Here is a 22,561-nt window from a genome sequence, read left to right as displayed (position 1 = left end):
CCCCTATCTATAAAGAGCGATGCCATGGGAATAAAACTTATCATTGGTTTACGCAATCCAGGATCAGCATATGAACACACTCGCCATAATGCTGGTGGATGGTTAATCTCCGCCCTAGCTCAGCGACACAGTGTCTTTTTCCAGCTGGAAAAAAAAATGCAAGCCGAATTGGTTGAGTTGGAGTTAAATCAGCACACAGCTAAATTAGTTTTACCCATATCCTTTATGAATCATAGTGGTCAACCTGCCCGGCTTATCAGTCAATTTTATCGAATTCAACCTCAAGAAATACTGGTTGCACATGATGAATTGGATTTACCCCCAGGACGCATTAAACTTAAAACAGGTGGAGGTCATGGCGGTCATAATGGACTAAGAGATATAATAGCCCAGTTAGGTAGCACAGAATTTCACCGCTTACGAATTGGAATTGGCCATCCTGGACATAAAGATTTAGTTCATCAGTATGTACTCGGCAGACCCTCGGCACAAGACAGGCAATTAATTTATGATGCAATTGATAGAGGTATAGCGGTAATGCCTTTAGTCTTCTCAGGCGATTTATCCAGGGCAATGAATCAATTGAACGTTTAGGAACTGCTTACCCCTGATATAAAACTCTCGTTGAATTTGCACGCAGTTAATACGGAGTAACAGTTAGTTTAGTTTTTAACAATTTAGAGGTACTACACATGGGATTTAAATGTGGCATCGTGGGCTTGCCCAATGTTGGTAAATCAACTCTGTTCAATGCACTTACCAAAGCAGGTATTGAAGCAGCAAACTATCCTTTTTGCACCATTGAACCCAATGTAGGGATAGTAACTGTTCCAGATCCTCGTCTCAATGCTTTGAGTGAGATAGTAAAACCACAACAAGTGCTCCCAGCTACCATGCAATTCGTTGATATTGCGGGTATTGTTAAAGGTGCATCCAAAGGTGAGGGTTTGGGTAATCAGTTTTTAGCCAATATTCGTGAAACCGATGCCATTGCTCATGTGGTACGTTGTTTTGAAAATACTGATGTAGTTCACGTGGAGGGCCATGTCAAGCCACTGAGTGACATTGAAGTAATTAATACAGAGCTCGCTTTAGCTGATATGGAAACGCTTGAAAAAGCCATATTAAAAACAGGGAAAAATACTCGTAGCGGTAATAAAGAGGCTATTTTTGAAATGAAGACCTTGGAAAAAATCAAGGCACATCTTGATGCAGGCCATCCTGTTCGGACGCTTGAATTAAGTACTGAAGAAGATCCTATTGTACGTCGTCTTTTTTTACTCACTGCCAAGCCCGTGCTTTATATTGCTAATGTCGATGACAATGGTTATGAAAACAACCCATTGCTTGATCAAGTTCGTAACTTAGCTATACAAGAAAAAGCCAGTATTGTCGCTCTATGCGCAGCAACTGAAGCGGAGTTAGTTGAGCTGGATGAAGCAGATCGCCAAGAGTTCATGGAGGATTTGGGGTTGAGTGAACCCGGATTACATCGAGTGATCCGTGCAGGTTATGAATTGTTGGGATTACAAACTTATTTCACTGCTGGGGTAAAAGAAGTAAGAGCATGGACTATTCCTAAAGGAGCTACCGCACCGCAAGCTGCTGGTGTCATTCACACAGACTTTGAAAAGGGATTCATCCGCGCGGAAGTCATAGCATATGATGCATTTATCACCCACAAAGGTGAGCAAGGAGCTAAAGAAGCCGGAAAATTGCGTCTTGAAGGTAAAGATTATGTCGTTTGCGATGGAGATGTAATGCATTTTCGATTTAATGTATAAGCTGGGTGGGACATACCCTAAAGTTAAGCCTACTTTTACTTGACAATTGGCATGCCCAACCTTAGCATTTGTTGATTAAATCGTAGAGGAATAACAATGGCGATTGACAGTATACGCATGCTAGTTAGTGACGATTTTAATGCAGTTAATGCTTTAATTGTTAATAAAATTGAATCACAAATTGGCTTAATTGATGACATGTCTCACCATATAATAGAAAGTGGCGGCAAAAGACTACGACCATTGTTGGTTCTTTTAACAAGCAATGCATGCGGTTATCAAGGTAATGAACATATTACTTTGGCTACCATGGTGGAATTCTTTCACACCGCAACTTTACTGCACGATGACGTTATTGATGAATCTACTTTAAGGAGAGGACGTCAAACAGCAAATGACATTTGGGGCAGCAAAGCAAGTATTCTAGTGGGTGATTATCTCTTTACCCAATCAATCGAGTTAATTGTTGATTCGGGTAATTCGGACGTACTTAAGCTTTTTGCCAAAACAGCACTCGAGATCAGCTGTGGGGAAGTCAAACAACTATCGAATCGCCACAACCCTGCATTAACCTTTGATGAGTACTTTGATGTAATTCGTGCAAAAACGGCTCTTTTATTTGCTGCTGCTGCGTGTATAGGCCCGATGATTTGCCATTCCTCCAAGGAAATGCAAGACAGTCTCTATTCCTATGGCCTGCACTTAGGTAATGCCTTCCAACTCATAGACGATGCCTTGGACTATTGCTCTGATGCCAAAACTATTGGTAAGAATATAGGGGATGATTTGGCGGATGGAAAAGCTACATTACCTTTAATTTATGCATTACAACACGGCACTGAACTGCAAAAGCAACAAATTATGGAAAGCCTTAAAAAAGGCAGTTTGAATTTTTTACCTGAGATCCTGGTCGCCCTGGAAGAAACCAAAGCAATAGAATATACAAAAAAAATAGCCGCACAAGAAATCGACAAAGCATTATCTTCTTTGACAATATTACCCGATTCAAAATATAAAGAAGCGCTTATCAATTTGGCTCAATTCGCTTTGCAAAGAAGTTATTAATTTTTTAACCTTTGCAAGAACTGCATTAAATTTATTGCACAACACGGAGTGTAGCTCAGTCTGGTAGAGCACTGCCTTCGGGAGGCAGGGGTCGCAAGTTCGATTCTTGTCACTCCGACCAATAAAATCAAGGGGTTATGGAATTGGCCAAGCAAAAATTTAAGTTATAAAATGCTTATAAAGTGCAAATTTATTGTATCATGGTACTAATTAAACGGAAGAACACATTATAAAGTTGTATGAAGAAGTTTGAGTTATTTTTTTTATTGTCATTCTCACTCCATTCTTTTGCTTTTGATTGTCACCCAGACATTAATCCTAATCTTCCACAATATATTGTTGGCTATGGAAGTTTAATCGATGAGACATCAAAAAAAAGAACAGATCCATCTGCTGAAGAGAGTGTTCCCATTTTGATAAAAGGATATAAAAGAATTTGGGCAGGACATGGAAATTTACCTGGAGTTAATGCCACGTTCTTATCTGCCATTGAAAATAAAAACTCATCTTTTATTGGCGTAAGTTACAAATTGAGGGAACCGGAAAACATCAGCGGTTTTGATAAAAGAGAAAGTTTTTATTGCAGAGAACAAATTAATTCAGATAACTACGTATTTCTTTCTCAATCTTCCAACTTTTCAACTCCAAAGCAAGTTTGGATATACACTATAGCCTCAACGGAAAATCAACTTCCTACCAAAGACTTCCCAATTGTCCAATCCTATGTTGATATCTTTTTACGTGGCTGTATTCAAATTGAAGAAAAATTTAAAATTATAAATTTTGCTAAAGATTGCATTGAAACTACTGAAGGATGGCCGGTTTATTGGATAAACGATAGAATTTTTCCTCGCCGTCCATCCTTCCATGAACCTTTTGCTGCGCAGATAGATGCTTTACTAAAAGATACTGTACCAGAACAATTCAAACATATTAGTTTTGAAAAGCCGTAATTTTAATCACAGCATTATTTTCTGTGTAATTCCAAACAAGAATCAAAGATCATCGTAGGATTTTCCCCACAGAATCTTTGGTATATGCGCCAATTTTATTTGGAATATCAGAATAAACCAAATCTCCAACAGCTTGTTCTGGGGGTACGTACGTTACTGTTTATGAGGCTCAATAAGTCGGTTTTTCAAGTATTGATCTATTTCGAGGGTCAGTTTTCTGCTTAAAGTCTACTTTTCGTAATAATAAGACTTAACTGATTTATCCAACCGTCTGATTTCTTCGCTACTTCTAAAATGTTAATCTAAAGCTTAAAAATCAAAAAATACTAAAATAGAGTTGACTGAAAACTTCGCCAAACGTTTTTAGCGATATGACTATTGCAACGATGCCGCCTCCAAAAAATATAGCAGAATTGATCGACGAAGAAGAAGTAATAATAGTTAAACCAAAGCGTACAAAAAAATAGTCGATGTCTTATCACTAATACTTGTATTACCCAAAATTTCCAAATTTGAAAAAATTAATTTCAAAAATAGTCGATTCTCAAACCCACTTATCTTTGCAATGATTGGCCAGTTTTTGCATTTTTCCGGTGTCATCAATAGAGAGTTTCCGCTCTTAGAAAAACAATTGCTTTGACCATTCCCAAGTCCAAATTAACTTTTTTACAAAGAAGCCAATAGAAAATACTCCACGTACTGCAGCAAGAGATGCTAATACATTTACATTTTCAAACAATTAATTGGTTTTTCCGAATTAAGATTAAGAATATTCTATTCTTAAATCAATCGCCCTCCTCTTTTAATTCTATAAATAAAGAATGTGATTTAGATAGCAATTCCAGAAATCGATTTTTTAGTACTAATGAGAGTTGCAAAGAAACAGAATCAGGAAAAATAATTTGTCATGTTATTGAATGTTTTCTGAATTGCATGGTTTTAGCTTTTGTAAATTTAATAAAACATAATCGTTTGCGTCGACAAGGATAATTCCTTGTCAGCTTTAAATAGCTCCTACGGGTTCTTGTTAGAATTCCCCCAAAAACACTCAGTCTAAAAATCAGTCAATTTTTCTATTTTGATCTCTAGTTTCCAAGTTTCAGTCAGTTTTGACCATAATGCCACATAACTCTCTTTTCTGGTAATATCTCATTTTTTACTCAAAGGTTTTTATATTGGAGCATATATGCCATTTTTTACCTCACAAGATCTCGTGCCTTTAGCTAAAAGTAATTTAGGTTTGAGACTCACAGGAAATACAAAGGAGGCTAAATTTGGTGGATTTGGCGACGCAATACCGTTATCTCATCTTGGTGGAGCTAAAGATATTATAGAATTTGTAACGTTGTCTTTTCTTCCTGAACCGCCAAAAGATCAAATGGAGGCGATCTATAATCGATATAAGAAAGTTGATATCCACTCAAATGATTGCATGCCTCGATTGATACTACATTATGCTGCAAAGAATAATATTGGCGATGCTAAGGAACGGTTATTTTATCAAAAAGATGATGTAATGACAGCGTTTTATTTTAAATTGGAACTTATGTCGATTGAGTCTGAAGCTAAAAAACTAGTTTCTTTTTATACCTCTACATCAACGATAGCCCCTTTAGAATTAATTACTAGCAAATGTCCTTATTTAGCCCAAGAATTAGCTCATAATTTTAATGAAAAATTTCTGTTACGCTTGAAGATAAATTGGGATGCATATGCAACTAGTGATGACATGGATTATCTATTCTTGTCAGACAATCTTCAGGTCAGAAACTATGACGAAGGTTACGATTTTAATAATTATCCTTTGGGAAAAGTAGGCCGCCATCAATTTGATGCTGCAAATGTTGTAGAACAGGTAATGTTTTTAGGTGGTGAACAGCGTACGCCTGATGCTGAGAAGAATTTAGAGCAATGTATTTTTAATTCTATCAAAAGGATTATGAGAAATGATTTATATAAATCATTACGTCAGCTTCATCAAAATATCGAAACAAAATTATCACAACATTTAGACTATCCTATTGAATTTAAAAAGGCGTGCAAGGAGATGATCACCTTAGTTTCTAAATTACAAGAAAATGAACAGCTTTCATCTGAAGAATCGATTGATTTGATGAAACGGACAGAAAACTTAATTGATAATCCAGCAGAATATAAAACATTTCTTAATGCAGCGAAAAATTATCGTATGGTTTCTGGTGGTGAACTATCAGCATATATGATGTTGATTGCTGGTTGGGCTGCTAAGATTATGACAATAAACTGTATTGGTGATGCCTGGATTAAGTTTGCAACTGAAAAGCTCGAGTTAATTTCAACATCTCAAGAACTGGCTAATCTTAGTCAATCCTACTCTACCAGTCTATAAAGATGGCTTGTTGTCTGTAATTTAGAGATTTATGGGTTGAACTCGTGGGATGCGGGCAACCCTAATTGTCAGTGCCGAGCTCAATTTAGTTTTTATAAAATATCTTTAGCTTTTTCTCCTATAGAAACATATCTAAACCTTAAATATTGATATAGAAGAATTTTTAGAAATATGAAGCTGCTCTGCAATTCGTGTATGGCCCCGACGACCCTGCGTAACTCTAATTCGCTAAGTTTATTCGCATATTCCCTAATAAATAAAGACAATTCTGGGGTAAGTTCTTGCAACAATTCTGGAGCCTCAGATAGTTTTTCCAGGGCTGAAGATGTCCAAAAAGTTGTACCATCTCTGCTTTTTTGTTGGATAGACTTAATCAGAAACAACGGATTTTTTTCAAAAAAAATCCGAAAGGCAAGCAGAATATTTCTTTTATTTTCTTCCGATTGCCCCAAAATAGACTTTGGTAATATACCGAATAATTCCGCGATGACTGTATAAGTGCTGTAATCATAAGATTGATTGATCGCTTCTATATCGGCAGGATCGGAAATATGAGCAAGAATAAATTCACGTAATTCAGACTCATCACCACCAATATGTCCATAACAAATCCCTCTTGCGATCAGCCGCAAGGGAATATCCAACTCAAGTGTTGATTTAAAGTTATTTAGTTTTGATTGGTATACATGGGAAATTTTCATAACTAGTTAAGAGAAGCTAGTGATCACATATTGTTCATGACGATATTTGATTTGTCAAATTTTGGGCTTTCCAAAATGAAATGTGCTTAAGGTGTTTAACGCATTCTAAGAAGCATTCGTTTTGGGATCTACGTCCTTTGACATCACTATAAATTCAAATAAAATTCACAATGTATAATGAATACTTAATCGCCCAAATAAGAAGAATTTTTATGGCTCGATGATTTTCCCAAAAACAAGATGGCTTTCGCCTTCTGCAATAGCATGTGCAACTCTTCCCTAAAAGAAGGTTTCAATAACTTCTGTACTAATTATTTGAAAGTCCCTATTGACGGGTAGATTTATGTGCCATTTAAAGAAAATGAAATTTCTGATGAAGTGAGAAAAAATATTCAAATATTTAGGGATAATAGTGCAAGCAAATTTTAGAATAAAAATTTTATAATTTTTATATCACAATGAATGTGATCTATCTACTATAGCTCCCAACACAAAAATTTATGTGATGGGAATAGTAACTTGTTAAACAGCGTTGGTTCTGATCTATTAGATACTTTAGAGTTTTATGAGTAACCATTAGACCTTCAAAATACAAGCAATAACTGTGATGGATGAAAAGAATAGCTGGGTATATGGAATAGACTATATCGAGGGGAATTTTTCTGCATTGAGTCTACTCACAGTAATCAGACTTAATATACTTTCCAGGACACGCCACAAATGCCCTACTCTCACAATATGAAAATATCTTTGAAACGCTGTAATCTACTTGATATTCACCTACTTTCACTAGGAGCTGGAGTGCATAGAAATGTTAATTAGCACCCAACTTTAGCCGAAAGACCTCGCCTTTCAATTCAATCGTATCTCCTGCAACCATCTTTTTTCTTTTCTGTTTTTCTATTATGCCGTTTACCAATACAGAGCCCGCAGCTATCATATCCTTAGCTTCTGCTCCACTCGAGGTGATACCTTCAAATTTAAGAATTTTAAAGAGTTCAACAGGCTCTTTATTGATGAAAACATCCTTCATATTATTTATTACTCCAGTAATTATGAGTTGTCGCAATTTTTATCTTTTAAGGAAGCAATATAAAGGGTTTCAATTTCCTTCCTTGCCCATGGTGTTTTGCGCAGGAATTTAAGGCTTGATTTAATACTGGGGTTGGAAGAAAAGCAGTTAACTTTGACTCTTTCCGCCAGGCCTTCCCAGCCATAACAAATCAACAAATTATTTAAGATAGCCTCTAGGGTAATGCCGTGCAGTGGATTATTAGAAGTTCTGACCATCAACTATACCTTTTTTTGTTACACATTAGGGTGTTTAGTCTAGACCTCGCTAAACTCTTTATCATAATAATATAATATGACCAAATTACTCAGAGATTTATTTATAGAATTACAGTTTTGAATCTGAAATTACGATTAATCAGACTTTTTCTAAAAAATCCCAAAGGACAAATTCTTGAGCCTGGGTTTCGTGTCATTTTTCCAGAGGCTGACAAATTAATAAAAGAAAAATTAGTACTTAACTTAGCGTGTGAAGTTGAGGAACAAGACCATGAGTAGGGCATGAAAAGAGGTGTTATAAAGGCAGATCTAATAAACTCGTTCGTATTGCGAAAATGGTATTTATATATTTTATCGATTTCTGATTCCTCTTGGAACACGCATTCGTTTTTTTCTAAAAAATTCAGAAGTTATGTTCCTATTAACAAAATAAAACTTCGACCCTAGTCGAGACAGTTATTTAGCGACGGAGCGGGTTGCATACCATGATGATATTGTTCTATCCGCTTAAGACATTCTTCTCGCGCTACAGTGAATAGCTCATTGAAATCAATAGCGGATTGGCTTGTACTAAAGAAAAGTGGTTGTTTACTATGTCTATCTGAGTTACAAATATGCATGGTTTGGTTGCAAAAATTATCAATCACAGAAGTTATCCCCTCTTTATCATACTCAACATGCTTTAGATCAGAAATAAAATCCCCTAAATTACATTGTAGCGTATCAATTACATTGATATAAGTGTACTCGCACTGGTTCAATATGTAATCAATAAGTTCATGGTCGTTATGTATTTTATTAAACTGCTTATTATCCACACTTCTTATCAAATCAATATCCAAGGCACTTTTGTCTAAGACTAAAATATCCAATTTATTCTCTATTTTGCGATATATAATCCACTCACTCCCATTATTTATCAGGACAATAGTATTCTTATCAATCTCATTCTCTTGAGGTTCTTTATCTGTTATTAACAGTTTCGTATAGCCGTTATGATACTTATTTAATGATGCAATGCTTTTTTGAATTGATTGTATTAACGGTTGAGCTTGATAATAATTTTGCCAATAAGAATCTAATTCACTAAATTGAGATAGATTATCTTGAGAAAGAACACTGCTTTGACTGAGCATCACTTTTACATACTTATCGTATCTTGAGTTATGATAAGCATGCCAAGCAGCTAAATTTAAGGGAAGGAACCCCTCACTTGTGGGTTGAGTCATATTGATATTTGGATGAATTATTAATAATTTTAAAATATCAAAATGTCCTTCTCGTATGGCAATCTCTAATGGATTTCCTTGATTTACATCAATGGCTTTATGCTTGAGTAAAGCTTTGACTGCGTTGACGTTGCCATATCTGACTGCAGTACACAAGGGACTCAGCTGAGTATCATCTTTCAAATTCACATCAATTTTAGGATGGTCTAATATTAACTCCAAGGTTTTTATTGCGTCTGGAGTTTTTGAACGAACAATCTGAGTTAATAAAGTGGGCTTAGATAATCCCTGTCTATAATTTAAATCTATATCAGGGTGCTTAAGTAATTCACGCACAATATTTAAATGGCCATGTTGCGCTGCAATGCTAAAGGGTTTATCGCGTTGAGGGTCTTCTATATTAACATCGATAAATGAAATGATACTCCCCGCGTTAAATAATTGTGAAAAAATGCGCGATTTGGTCTCTTGATTTTTAAGAACAGTGTTGATTTGTGTATGACCTGCTTGAGTTAGGGCAAAAGTTACTTTAGATTGGAATTCTAATGTATTTATTTCTGTGGCTAATTCTTTCATGTTTAAGCCAGAAAGAAATGCCTCTGGTATTTTTCCTGAATATATTGTTCCTTCGTGGTCACGCACTGTATAGTCACCATCCTTGGATAAATAGATATGTCCATTAACAGATTTTTCAGGATCATCATTTAAATCAGACAGCAAGGCAAACTGATAGGGACGCAAGCCTGATAAGTTAATGGTGCTAGTATCGATTACTCCTGTACGTACCTCACCATGGATATTAAAAACTTTGTATTCACCAGAATAGGCTAGATAAATTGTATTAGCATGATAATTTGGTCGGATAAAATGCTCAAACGGCATCCAGTGCAATATATTTTCTTCATTCGTTGGGATGACCTGCCTGCCTAGCGCCAATAGAGCATTCACAAGGTTGATATCCCCTCTTTCAGCAGCTAAGTGCAAAGCTCCTCGACACATATATCGAGAATTAAATTCTATATTGGGATCAGCTAACAATATGCTAATTGTTTTGTTGTCACTTCCTTTTGATAAAGCATAGGGTAAAATATCTTTTCTGATATCAGGTTCTTTAAGGAGTCGTTTTATAATTGCATATCGATTATTTAATACTGCAACGCCTAATGGATTTTGTTCCGCTAAATAAGCATTTGGGACGCCAAACTTTCTAATTAACCCATCTACAATTTCAACGCTGCTCTGAGCTGAAGCCCAATACAAGGCTGATTTTTGCTCATACATTGCAGCAGTCTTATCGATAGGGTGTTTCAATAGCTCATGTACAACCTCAGCTTGTCCAAACATGATAGCAAGCAATGGCGCTGAAAATTTACCTTCATTAATTGAATTTAGATTAATATCGCTTCTGTGTGTTAATTGTAAGACTTTATCTGCTAAACCATACATCGCAGCGACATGTAATAGAGTATCTCCATTGACATCACCCTGATTAATGTCTGATGTTTGCTCAAGTAGCTTATCAAATGCTTCATTGGTAATCTTAGTCAATTCTTGAGAAAGTGAGTGTGCTTTATCAATTTTTTTATCCGCATAGACATTTATACAGATATTAACGATGTCGTCTGAGGCCCTTCTCTTTTTAAATGCATAAATAATTTCTGCTGTAATCTCATCAATTGATTCACGTTCTAAAATTTCATCATGATTGGTTAAAATCCATTGATTTTTTGTCTTGTTATAAAAAACATGGATATCATGATTTACAGACGAGATAACGCATCCAGGTGATATATCATCATAATGTTTTATCGTTTCTAAAAATACTTTCAATGAATTACAATTATCGTTTGATGCTCTAAATAGAAAACGATCTGGATGTGGTAAAGGAGAAATTGTTTTATCCTCAGAACCTTGATCATACATTATTTCTTCTATCGTATGAGTTTGAAGTTGATTGAAATATTCTCCATCGTGTAGGTCTAAAAATTTTTGAGTCTCGTGGGGGGAAAAGTGTGCCCAAATCTGAAAAAAGAAAGCTTCTACAGTCAATAATGTTTGTTCATTCTGAGATAAGGGTTTTATAGTTTTATTTTCTCGCAAATCTTTCTCATGCTGTTTGGCTTCCTGTAACAACCCTTGCAATTGATTGGGTTTAAGTGAACTTAGGTATTTCATTCTTGCTTGAAACTTATCAAATTGGCCAGACCAACGTGCTCTTTGGGCCATGAGGGCTAATCCTTTACATACGCCTGCTTCATCGGTGGGATATTGTAGTTCCTTCATAAGATCGATAATGCTCATAATTCGCTCCCCGATATTATGTGATAGTGACAGCCTTCATTTTAATTTTTCGAACTTAAGGGAAACTTATGCCTAATACGGAATGAATGCATATTCAATATTTCCGTAATGCGTTCATTTGCTAAAAGATTTCTCTTTAGAAAGGGTATTGAGTTTACACCGATATCCATTGTAGATGGGAATATGTATTCTCTCTACTTTAAATTCTACTTTTATCATATCTCGCAATTTTGCGTAGATTAAATAAATTTATTTTAAGTCTACTCTTTTAAAATGTGTACAGTAAGCCAGCGAGGTGTCTATGCAATTTAAAGTAGAACAGAGTGAGTGGGAAACCGTTAAGATATTTCTTGCTGATTCCCCCAATGGAACCAAACTTCCTTACTCAGCCATTAAAAAAGTTGAAGATGGAAAAGTAATAGCAAAGCCAAGGGCTAAAAGAGGTTTTTTTGATTTAATTGAAAAATATAAAAGTGCGGACTCTCGTTTAAATCATACTTTTCACTCTTTTATTAAGATAAACAATGTCATTTATGCAATCGCGCAAGGAAAAACAGAGGCGATTATAGGAAAAGGTACTTATGGAAAGTGTAAATATATTTATGATGAGCAAGGTAAGGTATATGTACTAAAAATCGAAGATTATAAAAATATCGATGAAAAAGAGTTGACAATATTGCAAGATCTTAACTTATCACAAGGAAGGCACCCCATAAAGTATCATAATGAAGCTAAATATCCTGAAAAAATTTATCAAAAATCAGCCATGCAAATGGAATATTTAGGCGAAAGTCTTGTGCCAAAACTATCTTCAATGGATCTACCGGATCAGTTTGATTTGGGAATTAAAATAAGCATAGCCCTCTACGATCTGCACCAAAAACGATCCAAATCCCAGCGGGGATTAGCCTATGGGCATCGTGATCTACATATTGGGAATATAACCATAGACAAACATGGTCAGGTACATTTAATAGACTTTGGTTGGGCAGAGCCTAATCCTAAAAAAAAATCACTAGGTCTTAATCCAGAGGACTTAAGTATAGAAACAATAGAACAAAAAGATGTCTATGATCTCATCTCTATATTAAAGGACATTTTAAAGGAAAATATGATTGAGTTAAGGGATACAGACCGAAGTTTGTCTGCATTTAGTATTGCGGCGCATTTAATTAAGGCAAAATACAAATTAAGCATCTCAAACGAAGAACTGAAAGATATCCCAAAAGCCTTAGCTCTTATTACTCTTTATGAAATGCATAGTCAAAATATGAGTCATGTGGATTTGCAACAAGAGATGGAAGCTTGTCTAAAAATTACAAATAAAATCAAATTGATGTCTACAATTGGATTCATGAATTTGACAAAACATCTAGATTATTTTGAAGAAAATGAATTTCAAAATCTTCAATCCCATGAGACATGCTGTGTATTTGCTCATTTCAAAATGCTCAATATTCACTATCCTTCTTCCTTAGATGCAGAAAAAATAACTGCCATTTTTGCTCTTATCACCGCCTCCAAAGCCTTAGCGGCCGCCGAAAATGTTAAGAAAATCTTTAGTGATATGAAATTAGCTAAGACTATTAACATTTTATATAAAAAAAATTTTCAGGAATGCTTTACTCGAGTCATTAATAGTAAAATTCTGCCTCAAGCTATCGAAGAGGCAAGTGATGAGCAGCTAAAATCACTTCCTCGATTAGTCTCGAATAAAAATTTAATTGATAATGATGAAACCCTAATCTACTTTCTAAAGAACCCGAGATCTATTGCTAAGTTATTGTATAAAAAAATTCATCCAAAGTGTCTACCAAACTATATAAATGAACCTATAGCATTACGATTTATCTTATCCGCTTTGATTAAAAAAAAGGAAGATGTGTCGGAAGTGTTTACTTATTTAGACTCATCGCAGCATTCGACTATTATGCCTTTAATATTGGAAATAACACAGCAAGCGAATCTTTCACTAAGCAAAAATGAGCTTATTATTATCCACAAAAAAATTATTCTAGGGACCTATTTACTTACTCTCAACGAGGATAATCCTGTTATTATGAGTTTTAAGGTAGAATTAAAAAAAGAGTTAGCTAATCAACACACAGATTTAAAAATTTTTCAAAATAAATGTATTGATCTTATTCGCGATGCGGACAGTAAAATAGACGATTTAGAAGAGTGGAAGTGTTGGAGTTATATAGCGCATAGTATTTTATTTCTCATCCCAATAGTTGGTACAATCATTTCTTCAGTTTCAATAGGTTATAAACTACAAACTGGCCGTTTTTTATTTTTTGATTCTAAACCGGAAAATAAAGATTTAACCAAATCCTATAATTTAATTACTCAAGCATGTAAATAATAGCGAGATCGCTTTGTTTCTTCTTGGCTTCTATTTAATGGTTTAAATCCAAGAGTAGAACCACTATAATTATTGAGCATTCAATACTGCTTCAACTGATATTTTTAGATACCATCGGCTGAATCATTGAGATCTTTTTCAGCGTAGGCTCTTCACTGCTTCACGAGAAAATGCTTCTAACTCTTTCACATTTCATTACAGTCTAATTTTAGTCTTCAAGAAAATACTACAAATAAATATATGGTAATGCTTGGGGTTATTAGGCTTTCTTCGTAATCTTAATTCCATCTTTAATTCATCAATAAAATAATTACTCCATTAAGTCTGATCAGCAGGTTAATCAGACTTAGCAACCATGTATTCAGGACAGACTCAAAACACCTAATAGGCCTAGCGCTCCGGAACTTGCGCCCAGATGCAAAATCTAAAATCTCATATCGGAAAATCCCCAATTACATCGTTATACTTATCTTGTGCATCATCTAGGCTTAACTTGGAGTATATTTCAAGAGAATCTCTTTTAGCATGGCCTGAATAAGGTTGAATAAAAGCGTCATCAATGTTTTGCTTCTTAAGCCAAGTAAACAAAAAATGTCTTAACTTGTGGGGGGATATGGATCGCTCAATACCTGCAAGCTTAGTATATCTCATAAGAATTTTTCTAATCCCACGATCGGTATAATGGCGTCTAAATCCTGATTCAAATAAAAACATCCTGTTTTCATTTTTATATTGTTTTAAATGAAGCGCTAATGTTTCTTTAAATGCTGGTGAAAAAGGTACAACCCTATCCTTTTTTCCCTTACCCTGATTTATTTTTATTCGACAATTGGTTAAATCAATGTCGCATAACTGTATATTAATTAATTCGCTGACTCTTATCCCCGTATAAAGCAAAACTTTAACAATCAGCATCGGTATAATATCGTGAGATTCCCAAACAGTTTTATAAAAGAGTCTAATTTCATCCTCAGTGGGAACGTAAGGTAAGCGTTTGGGTGTCGTTGTTACTTCAATATTAAGATTTTCTCTTACGAACCGAAATACGTCTCGAAGATAATCATAATTAGGATTTTGTGTTTTCAGCAGACTTGAAACCTTCTGAGCCATTTTTTTAGCTGATATTTGTTCCATTATGCAGCTGCCTTATAATGAAGATGAGGAAGGTGTGTTGATAAATCCAATGGAAATAAACCATACAGGTTAACATGTTCGTAAATAAGGGGAGTTAATGCTCGTTTATCCTCCTTTGTCAGTATATCTTTTAAACCATGTTCTTCTATAATTTGCTGGGCAAGCTTATTGGTAATATGTCCTGGTATTTTGGTTAAGTCATCTAAAAATTTATGACTTTCCTGGTAACATTTAAATAATAAAGCTAATGCTAGTTGTTTTGTTGGTTTTCTTGTTTTTATAAAATTTATTTCATCTTGGGTTAGGTCAACAGCATCCATCGTTATCATCATAATTTACTCATTAAGTCAGTTCCTAGAATAGCCAGAGTCGGAACTCAGAGGCTATATTTCTGTAAAATTGTCGTTGTAATCTATCTAAAACCGGTGGTAATATCAACCACAAAAATTGAATAGGAACTACTACGATTTCATTTTCTAAAGAAATTCAAAATCCCTGGCACTCAGATTTTAATAAAAAGGAGATTTCAAAAATGCGATTTAAAATTGAGATGAGTTATCAAACAAATACCAATCCTCATTTCTTTCAAGAAAAAACTACAACCAGTTTGGTTCCTGACTGTGCCAGGGTTGTTGTTCTTGATGGAAAGGGACCTATCGCAATAAATGATGAGGTGAAGGAAAGTGAAAGGGCTGCCGTAACAACAATGGTAATAAACAATAAGACTGATTTTGAAAAGGTATCTTCTACCGTTTTAGAGAAATTTGTGGTTCACCTTAAGGAAAATTACCCTAATTTGAAAAACATAGTGGATTATAATGAAAAGTCCCTGGATAATTTAATACAAATTAATAAACTAAAAGAAGATATTCTTCATAAAGAACATGTATTGGTTCCACAACTGGTACAAAGAATTTGTGCAAGTAATTCTGAGAATAAAATTCAAGTATTAGAGCAGTTAAATACCTTTCTGCAAAACGCAACAGAGCAACAGCTTGGCCAGCTTGAAAATAAAATTTCTCAACTAGACCAAAGACAGCATTATTTCTCAGACCTTATCAAATCTATTGGTTCCATAGTAGTTGGATGGAGTGTGGGACTGAGATTGCTCTATATAGCAACCAGTAAACTCACTGAAGCAACGCCGCATGGATTGGTTCTTGGTTTATTAGGTATTGCAGCAGGATCTGCTGGCGGTTTCGCATATGGGGCCGATTTCCTAAACAGTGGTGCAGAAGATATCCACTACCCGGAAAATGATAAAATAGCTGATATTGGTACTATTTGTTCTAAAATGTAATTTTTATGGAGCAAAGGATAAACGTTTGGTAAAGGAGTGAGTGGAACGGTCAGCTCACTCCCGATGAACCCTATAGAAGATCTTCCAGTCTGACATTTTAAATTTTTGCATGAGGGCGCAAGTTCCGGAGCTCTAGGCCAGATAGTAATGAAAATTTACTTTAATTAATTAAAAATCAAAAGAGTATATTATTATGAATTGGCAACAACTTAAATTTCTTAATGCGCAAGAAGCCAAGGTAGTTAGGCCAGAAATTTTAGATACTTTTTGGGTAAATCGAATTGAAAACCGTAACGAGCAATCCATTGATTTAATTAAAGGGTTTCTCAAAGGACGCCCACCTATCCAATGGAATAATACGCCTGTTGATAGAGATCAATGGTCATCTATAATCGATACTGAATTTCGAGAAATAGACAGCAATCCTAATAAAATGAAATTCTTAAATTTATTTGAACACATATCCGATATGGATATTTTGAGTATTGATAAAGGGGAAGGGTTTGATATAGCCAAACAAAATGCACCAAAAGAAGAAATAACAGTACAACTATCTAGAGAGGATGAGGGAGATATCAGTGATTACATGACCGATATGAATATGTCTGCTTCAGTATCGATATTGTCTGAAGGGAAGACAAGTACGATTTGTACAGAAGGAAACGATGAGAAATCAATTTTTTCAATACACTCGGTTGGAAAGATTTTTACAGGTGTGCTGATTTTACGTCTTGTAGAGCAAGGGATTTTACAAGAAGAGGACTTAAACAAGCCAATACAAATTAGTGAGAGTGCTAAAGCAAAATTACCTGCTAAAGTTGTTGACCGATTAAAAGATGTGACATTGCATGACATGATGATTCATAGAGGAGGATTTGGAGATTTCGTTGGCAACTATGTAAAAGATCTTAAGCATTCGCTTGAAAAAGAAATCGAATTACCACAAATAGAAAACCTTGAAGACTTTCTATTATACGCAAATGATGAATTATCCGAACAAGGAAAAACAAGATATAGCAATTTAGGATCTTTATTAGTAGGTTTGGCAGCCGAACATGCCTATACTGAGTATCAAAAAATACATTCTGAACTTCCACCGATGCACTTTAACGAGATGCTTAAAGAATTTATTCAGAAACCTTCAGGCATGATTACTTTAACTGATAGAAGTCCATCTGGTGCAAAAGTAAATACAAGTAAAACGATCTCCGAGCCAACCCCTGAATCCCCACATCTTATAGCAAATCCAAGCGGAGGCTACTGGACCAGTGTTAGCGATTTGCAAAAGTTTGGGCAATGGCTTTACAATAAATCGAAAGAGACTGATTTTGATCGTCTTCTTTCAAAATATGGCCAAGAATTTCATCTTGATGAGAATACATTAGGGCATAAAGGTGAAAACCCCTCTGCTAGTGCAATGCTTTCTGTTTCTTTAAGTAATGGAAGAGTTATTGCTACCTTGTCAAACAGTAGTCGAACACACGCTCATGATCTAGAAGAGTCAATAAGAGAAAATATTTTCTCAAAACCAGTTAATGCAATAGTCAAAGATGCAGCAACTCATCAGTTTAAAGACACTTTAAAGCAAATGAAAGGCCTAGCGTCTACTCCTATTGAAGATAATGAGGTAGAAAATAAGAGCTCTATTACTCCTTTGAAAACAACACCTAAACCTCCATGGGAGCAATAATAACTTCTATTATCTATGCACAGCAAAGGACGACAGGCTGTTTTGAAAATGAAATACCTCATAGTGCGCATACTCAGTCCTAACCTGTACTGGAATAATTGTTTAACAATTAATCAATTAAATCTCATTGCCAGTTTGGGCTGGATATGCGGTAAAACCCAATAGACCACGTAGAGGTCTTGGTTATGCATCACCAAATGAAGTTTTTATAAAAGAAATCAGCGCCATGAAATGAAGATGGAAATGAACACTATGTTATAAAAAAGCGCTTGCACTTATAACTTGTAACCACGACGCCATACTACCTTAAAATCTGAGTATCGAATTAATCAGACTTTTCATAGATCATTGTGGGTTGTTTAAATTCGATGGCCTCCCCACCAACATTCTCCTGATTTCAAAATAAAAACTTATTTAATATAATATGCTTTATCTTTATTGTATAAATTTAGAAATTTTTTCCTTAAATTCCAATTATTGTTTTAAGGATTTCTTCTAACTCTTTCAGTCCCTCTGCAGGTAGTGATGAGGTAAAGTGCTCTTCATTAATTAATGAGATTATTTTATTAGTATCTTTACACTTAAAACCTGTCGGCAAATAATCTTCCAATGAACCTTTTCGTAGAATAAAACAATTACTTTCCTTTAGTTCATTTATAAAATCATCAATAACTTTTTCTTCATCTGAGTTTAAATCTTTTCTAATTTTTTGATGACGAATATTTAAATAGTCGCGAAAATTCTGTAAGTCTTCTAAATTTGTAGTATCTATCGCATCATCAAGCATTTTAATCAATTGTATTCCATCCATACTCCCAATCTGGCACAAAGACTCTCTAAGTTTTTTATAGTCTGGGGTTAAAAGCTTTTTAATATCTGATGAGCCTATGTTTAGAGCATAATCCAAATCTGCTATTATATTGCTTTTAATGCACAATAGTTGAAGCAGTTTACTATAATGTTCAAAACTTGATTTACCTCCTACGTCTATAAATTCAATTATTTTAGAGTTTGAAGTTAATCCAGAGTTCTCATTCGCTACATTAAAATGATTAAATAGAGCCTTAAAAAATATACGATCTGACTGTCCTTCTACCAAAGTAACCTCATCCGCAAAAAAGATAACTTCATTATTTTGACTATTAATCATCTTCAAGAGTTGTTTGGCCTCTGGTAGGTCATCTTTATTTAAGCGAACAATCTGGCTTTGAACTTTATTATTATAAACCCTAGATACATATTCTATAGAATGAGGAGTTATAAAGGATGGGGAATGAGTGGAAATTATAAACTGATTACCTGTGTCTTTAGACAATTTAATAAAGAGGTCAAATAATGACTTTTGCCATTGTGGATGAAGGTGAAGTTCAGCTTCATCAATAATTATTATTGCATCAGACACGTTTAAAAAATAAATAGTGAATAAATAGGTCAATAACTCAATTTCTCCGGAAGAAGCTGAACCTATCGGAAACTCTATTCCATTTTTTTTAAGTTTTAAATCGTAATGATTTCTATTAGAACTAATGCAAGATATATCCCAGCTATATCCCATATTCTCTAAAAACGCATCGAGTTCTTTAATATGTTCTTCCTTCTTTAAATACTCCATTGGTTTTATATGGGTATCTAAAAGACGGCGATATTTTTGAATTATTTGTCCAATAGCAAAATTAATGATTTGAGAATTAGAACGGGAAGTCGTTGATCCAACTTGTTTATTTAATTCATATTCATCATATTGATGCAATTCTATATCAGTTTTGAAATTTAACCCTCGATTAGCTGATAAAAATAAAAAAGGAGTTACAAGAGGTTTTTCATGGTATTCATCCTGAATCTGCGCATATCTTTCATAAAGCGATAAATAAGTGTGAAAGAATCCAGCTCCTTCTTTATTTTCAGAAGTAGGAATAAACGTGTCATCTCTAAGTTCAAATTTAAATTTTTCTCCAGGTTGAATTAAATTTAAATCCCATTTTTCTGTTAGGGTAGATAGACCTGCTTCTTTATACTTATAACCTGGAATTTCCTCTAAGCGTTTTGCATTACGCTTCATTTCCTCCATTTTTTGTATATCTTCTTGGGTGCACTCAATTTCTATTTCAATAAATTGAGGTCTGTTTGTTCCTAAGCTATGAGGCTCTAGAATCATTTCCTTAAGCTTTTCATTAAAACGATATTCAAATTGCTGGGATGTATTTGATTCTTGTTGATATTGAGAGCCATACAAAAACTTCCTTATTACAATAACTAATATATCTAACAGATTTGATTTTCCTCCACCATTTGGTCCAATAATGATAGAAATATTACTATCCAAAATTAATTCAGCTTTATTTAAAAAACTTTTTACATTTTCTACAGTTAATTTGCAAATCCGCATTTTTATCCAATGAAATATTTATATTTAGGCTGTTGATACTTCCATTATGATTGTAAACAACTCGAAATTTTTTACCCAATTAGCGCTAGCTAGCTTTCCGTAATGCTTCTATTACCGCATGCGGATTTCTATCAATAACAGTTAAATAAGCTCGAGTAGGCCCTTCAGGTAATCGCTCCCCTCTTTCCCACTTTTCTACTGTTCGTATGCTAAATCCAAATTCCTCTGAAAATTTCTGCCTACTCATGTGAAGCTTTTTCCGAATCGCGGACACATCTATTGCAGAGGGAACCTCTATTTTATGAGTTATTGCCCCATTTTTATTTTGTTTTGCATACTCTAAAGCCTCTTCAACTCCTTGAATTAAACTTTTTCCTAATTCACTCATGATTATTCTCCTTATAAGCGTCAACGATTTTGCCTATAATCGATTTAATAATATTTTTCTCTTCTTGTGTTAGATTATCTTTTTGGTTCTTTCCATAGACTGTTAATAAAAAAATGGGAATGGTTTGATCGTAATAATAGTAAATTACTCTTACCCCACCTCTCTTCCCTTTATTACTGTCTCCAGTCCATCTAATTTTTCTAACACCTCCAGTCCCGACAATCAAATCCCCTTGTAAAGGAAATTCGGCTATGTAATCTATAAAAGATTTTTTAGATTCCTCATCCATACATGATTGTGATTGCTTAATAAATTCAGGCAACTCAACAACAGTTTGTAATATTTTTTTTATTTTCATAATGAATACTATAACCCCATTGGGGATATTTGTCAACCCCATTGGGGTTTTTTTACTGTATTGAAAACGGGGGTTTTGTTTACTATTTCACTTAGCATAATAATTTCTTATTTTCTATATCAAAATCAGTAAATTAATATGGTAAGTTATTCTAAGTTAATTTATGATTAATTTTATTGAGATAGTTAACCAAAAAATTCGATTATGCTAATAGGATATGCCCGCGTTTCCACTGATGATCAAAATTTAAACTTACAACATGATGCTTTAGAAAATGCAGGTTGCCAACGAATCTTTGATGACCAAATTACTGGAAGCAAAATTCAGCGACCAGGATTAGAGGCCGCATTAGAGTTTGCTCGTGAAGGAGATGTTTTTGTTGTTTGGCGTTTAGATAGATTAAGTCGCTCTCTTAAAGATTTAATTGAAATGGTCGCCCTACTTGATTCAAAAAGAATTGGCCTTAGAAGTTTACAAGAATCAATAGATACCTCATCCAGTTCAGGGAAATTAATTTTTCATATTTTTGGTGCACTTGCTGAATTTGAGCGAAATCTTATTCGAGAACGAACACATGCCGGCTTACAAGCAGCAAGGGCTAGAGGTAGAAAAGGAGGACGTCCAAAAAAACTTTCAATTGATAAAGCTCAATTAGCAATTCAACTTTATGAAGGGAGACAACATAGCATCCAAAAAATATGTCAGCTAATTGGGATATCAAAACCCACCCTATATAAATATATTAATGCAAAAGACAATGGAAATTGATCACTAAGAAATTATTAAAGTGTTACAGGAGAATAATTTATGCATTCAATGAGCGTTTATTTTAAGGATAAGAGTTCTACAGCAGACTTCGTTGATGCCGTACCAGACAAGTGCCCCATATGCCACCATAAAATTTCCCCTCAACTCGAAATAGCTTTATATTCCACTCACGATATACCTTGCCGGGATATTGATGTGGTTTGGCGCTGCCCAAATCATCAATGTAATCGGTTATATTGCCCTCAGGAAACTACCGTTTCCTGCAGGTTGACTTTGGGGAGTTTGGCATGTACAAGCTCATGAATGAAGTTGAACGGTCTATGCAAGAATCAAACAATTCTCCCCATTGAAGTTTGAGCTCATTTCTTATGGTTCCAAATCCATAATGGTACTATTCTCAGTTGAGAATGAAGTTTCGCTCACATGCAAATTTATTTTTAGTTGCTTTTAACTCAATAAACTCACCAAGTATGGTTCTTCA

The 22,561-nt window shown here is 34.6% G+C and carries 19 protein-coding genes and 1 tRNA gene; 11 read left to right on the top strand and 9 right to left on the bottom strand.

What is annotated here, in order from left to right:
- Positions 1–24: 24 nt before the first annotated feature.
- The 6 genes from pth (at position 25) to Lpar_RS07345 (ending at position 6,170) form a co-directional block, all read left to right on the top strand.
- Positions 25–594 (top strand): aminoacyl-tRNA hydrolase, encoded by a 570-nt coding sequence (gene pth, locus Lpar_RS07370; RefSeq protein WP_058517336.1) that lies wholly within the window; start codon positions 25–27, stop codon positions 592–594.
- A gap of 98 nt (positions 595–692) precedes the next feature.
- Positions 693–1,784 (top strand): redox-regulated ATPase YchF, encoded by a 1,092-nt coding sequence (gene ychF, locus Lpar_RS07365; protein WP_058517335.1) that lies wholly within the window; start codon positions 693–695, stop codon positions 1,782–1,784.
- A 96-nt stretch (positions 1,785–1,880) separates the two neighbouring features.
- Positions 1,881–2,849, top strand: a complete 969-nt coding sequence (locus tag Lpar_RS07360) for a polyprenyl synthetase family protein (protein ID WP_058517334.1) — start codon at positions 1,881–1,883, stop codon at positions 2,847–2,849.
- Between the two features lie 44 nt (positions 2,850–2,893).
- Positions 2,894–2,970 (top strand) — tRNA-Pro (locus tag Lpar_RS07355).
- 118 nt (positions 2,971–3,088) lie between these two features.
- On the top strand, positions 3,089–3,802 hold the full coding sequence (locus Lpar_RS07350) for a gamma-glutamylcyclotransferase family protein (RefSeq protein ID WP_058517333.1): 714 nt from the start codon (positions 3,089–3,091) through the stop codon (positions 3,800–3,802).
- Positions 3,803–4,988: 1,186 nt separating this feature from the next.
- The gene (locus Lpar_RS07345; protein ID WP_058517332.1) at positions 4,989–6,170 is read left to right on the top strand and encodes a hypothetical protein; all 1,182 of its coding nucleotides are present in this window, start codon (positions 4,989–4,991) and stop codon (positions 6,168–6,170) included.
- A gap of 92 nt (positions 6,171–6,262) precedes the next feature.
- Here the strand turns inward: Lpar_RS07345 and Lpar_RS07340 are convergent, their stop codons facing one another.
- From Lpar_RS07340 to Lpar_RS07330, 3 genes are all read right to left on the bottom strand, one after another.
- A complete protein-coding gene (locus tag Lpar_RS07340) occupies positions 6,263–6,871 on the bottom strand; it encodes a hypothetical protein (RefSeq protein WP_058517331.1) in 609 nt (202 codons plus the stop codon).
- A gap of 814 nt (positions 6,872–7,685) precedes the next feature.
- Complete coding sequence (locus Lpar_RS07335; protein ID WP_058517330.1) at positions 7,686–7,904, bottom strand: RNA-binding S4 domain-containing protein; 219 nt, start codon at positions 7,902–7,904, stop codon at positions 7,686–7,688.
- 20 nt (positions 7,905–7,924) lie between these two features.
- Positions 7,925–8,161, bottom strand: coding sequence for a VF530 family protein (locus tag Lpar_RS07330; RefSeq protein WP_058517329.1), 237 nt, complete (start codon positions 8,159–8,161; stop codon positions 7,925–7,927).
- 117 nt (positions 8,162–8,278) lie between these two features.
- On the opposite strand from Lpar_RS07330, the gene Lpar_RS18805 reads away from it, so the two are divergent.
- On the top strand, positions 8,279–8,440 hold the full coding sequence (locus Lpar_RS18805) for a hypothetical protein (protein WP_156416192.1): 162 nt from the start codon (positions 8,279–8,281) through the stop codon (positions 8,438–8,440).
- 164 nt (positions 8,441–8,604) lie between these two features.
- Here the strand turns inward: Lpar_RS18805 and Lpar_RS07325 are convergent, their stop codons facing one another.
- Positions 8,605–11,691 (bottom strand): ankyrin repeat domain-containing protein, encoded by a 3,087-nt coding sequence (locus tag Lpar_RS07325; RefSeq protein ID WP_058517328.1) that lies wholly within the window; start codon positions 11,689–11,691, stop codon positions 8,605–8,607.
- A 301-nt stretch (positions 11,692–11,992) separates the two neighbouring features.
- Here Lpar_RS07325 and Lpar_RS07320 point away from each other — a divergent pair, with 301 nt between their 5' ends.
- Positions 11,993–14,056: a protein kinase domain-containing protein gene (locus Lpar_RS07320; RefSeq protein ID WP_058517327.1), complete on the top strand. Its 2,064-nt coding sequence runs from the start codon at positions 11,993–11,995 to the stop codon at positions 14,054–14,056.
- A gap of 432 nt (positions 14,057–14,488) precedes the next feature.
- Here Lpar_RS07320 and Lpar_RS07315 read toward each other — a convergent pair whose 3' ends face one another.
- The gene (locus Lpar_RS07315; protein ID WP_058517326.1) at positions 14,489–15,190 is read right to left on the bottom strand and encodes a tyrosine-type recombinase/integrase; all 702 of its coding nucleotides are present in this window, start codon (positions 15,188–15,190) and stop codon (positions 14,489–14,491) included.
- Positions 15,190–15,522 (bottom strand): DUF4158 domain-containing protein, encoded by a 333-nt coding sequence (locus Lpar_RS07310; RefSeq protein ID WP_058517325.1) that lies wholly within the window; start codon positions 15,520–15,522, stop codon positions 15,190–15,192. The genes Lpar_RS07315 and Lpar_RS07310 overlap by 1 nt, the downstream gene beginning before the upstream one ends.
- A 200-nt stretch (positions 15,523–15,722) precedes the next feature.
- On the opposite strand from Lpar_RS07310, the gene Lpar_RS07305 reads away from it, so the two are divergent.
- Entirely contained in the window at positions 15,723–16,490 is a 768-nt protein-coding gene (locus Lpar_RS07305; RefSeq protein WP_058517324.1) for a hypothetical protein, read from the top strand.
- Between the two features lie 193 nt (positions 16,491–16,683).
- Positions 16,684–18,180, top strand: a complete 1,497-nt coding sequence (locus Lpar_RS07300) for a serine hydrolase domain-containing protein (RefSeq protein WP_058517323.1) — start codon at positions 16,684–16,686, stop codon at positions 18,178–18,180.
- Between the two features lie 463 nt (positions 18,181–18,643).
- Here the strand turns inward: Lpar_RS07300 and Lpar_RS07295 are convergent, their stop codons facing one another.
- The 3 genes from Lpar_RS07295 to Lpar_RS07285 all read right to left on the bottom strand — a co-directional run bounded on the left by Lpar_RS07295 (position 18,644) and on the right by Lpar_RS07285 (position 21,312).
- Complete coding sequence (locus Lpar_RS07295) at positions 18,644–20,566, bottom strand: AAA family ATPase (RefSeq protein ID WP_058517322.1); 1,923 nt, start codon at positions 20,564–20,566, stop codon at positions 18,644–18,646.
- An 85-nt stretch (positions 20,567–20,651) separates the two neighbouring features.
- The gene (locus Lpar_RS07290) at positions 20,652–20,954 is read right to left on the bottom strand and encodes a helix-turn-helix domain-containing protein (RefSeq protein ID WP_058517321.1); all 303 of its coding nucleotides are present in this window, start codon (positions 20,952–20,954) and stop codon (positions 20,652–20,654) included.
- The gene (locus Lpar_RS07285) at positions 20,947–21,312 is read right to left on the bottom strand and encodes a type II toxin-antitoxin system RelE/ParE family toxin (RefSeq protein ID WP_058517320.1); all 366 of its coding nucleotides are present in this window, start codon (positions 21,310–21,312) and stop codon (positions 20,947–20,949) included. Before Lpar_RS07285 ends, Lpar_RS07290 begins: the two co-directional genes overlap by 8 nt.
- A gap of 204 nt (positions 21,313–21,516) precedes the next feature.
- Here Lpar_RS07285 and Lpar_RS07280 point away from each other — a divergent pair, with 204 nt between their 5' ends.
- Complete coding sequence (locus tag Lpar_RS07280) at positions 21,517–22,080, top strand: recombinase family protein (protein WP_058517319.1); 564 nt, start codon at positions 21,517–21,519, stop codon at positions 22,078–22,080.
- Positions 22,081–22,561 lie beyond the last annotated feature (481 nt).

Source organism: Legionella parisiensis (assembly GCF_001467945.1).
GTDB classification, from domain to species: domain Bacteria; phylum Pseudomonadota; class Gammaproteobacteria; order Legionellales; family Legionellaceae; genus Legionella; species Legionella parisiensis.
The sequence above is the reverse complement of the archived record's forward strand: the minus strand, read 5'-3'. Positions and strand labels throughout refer to the sequence as shown.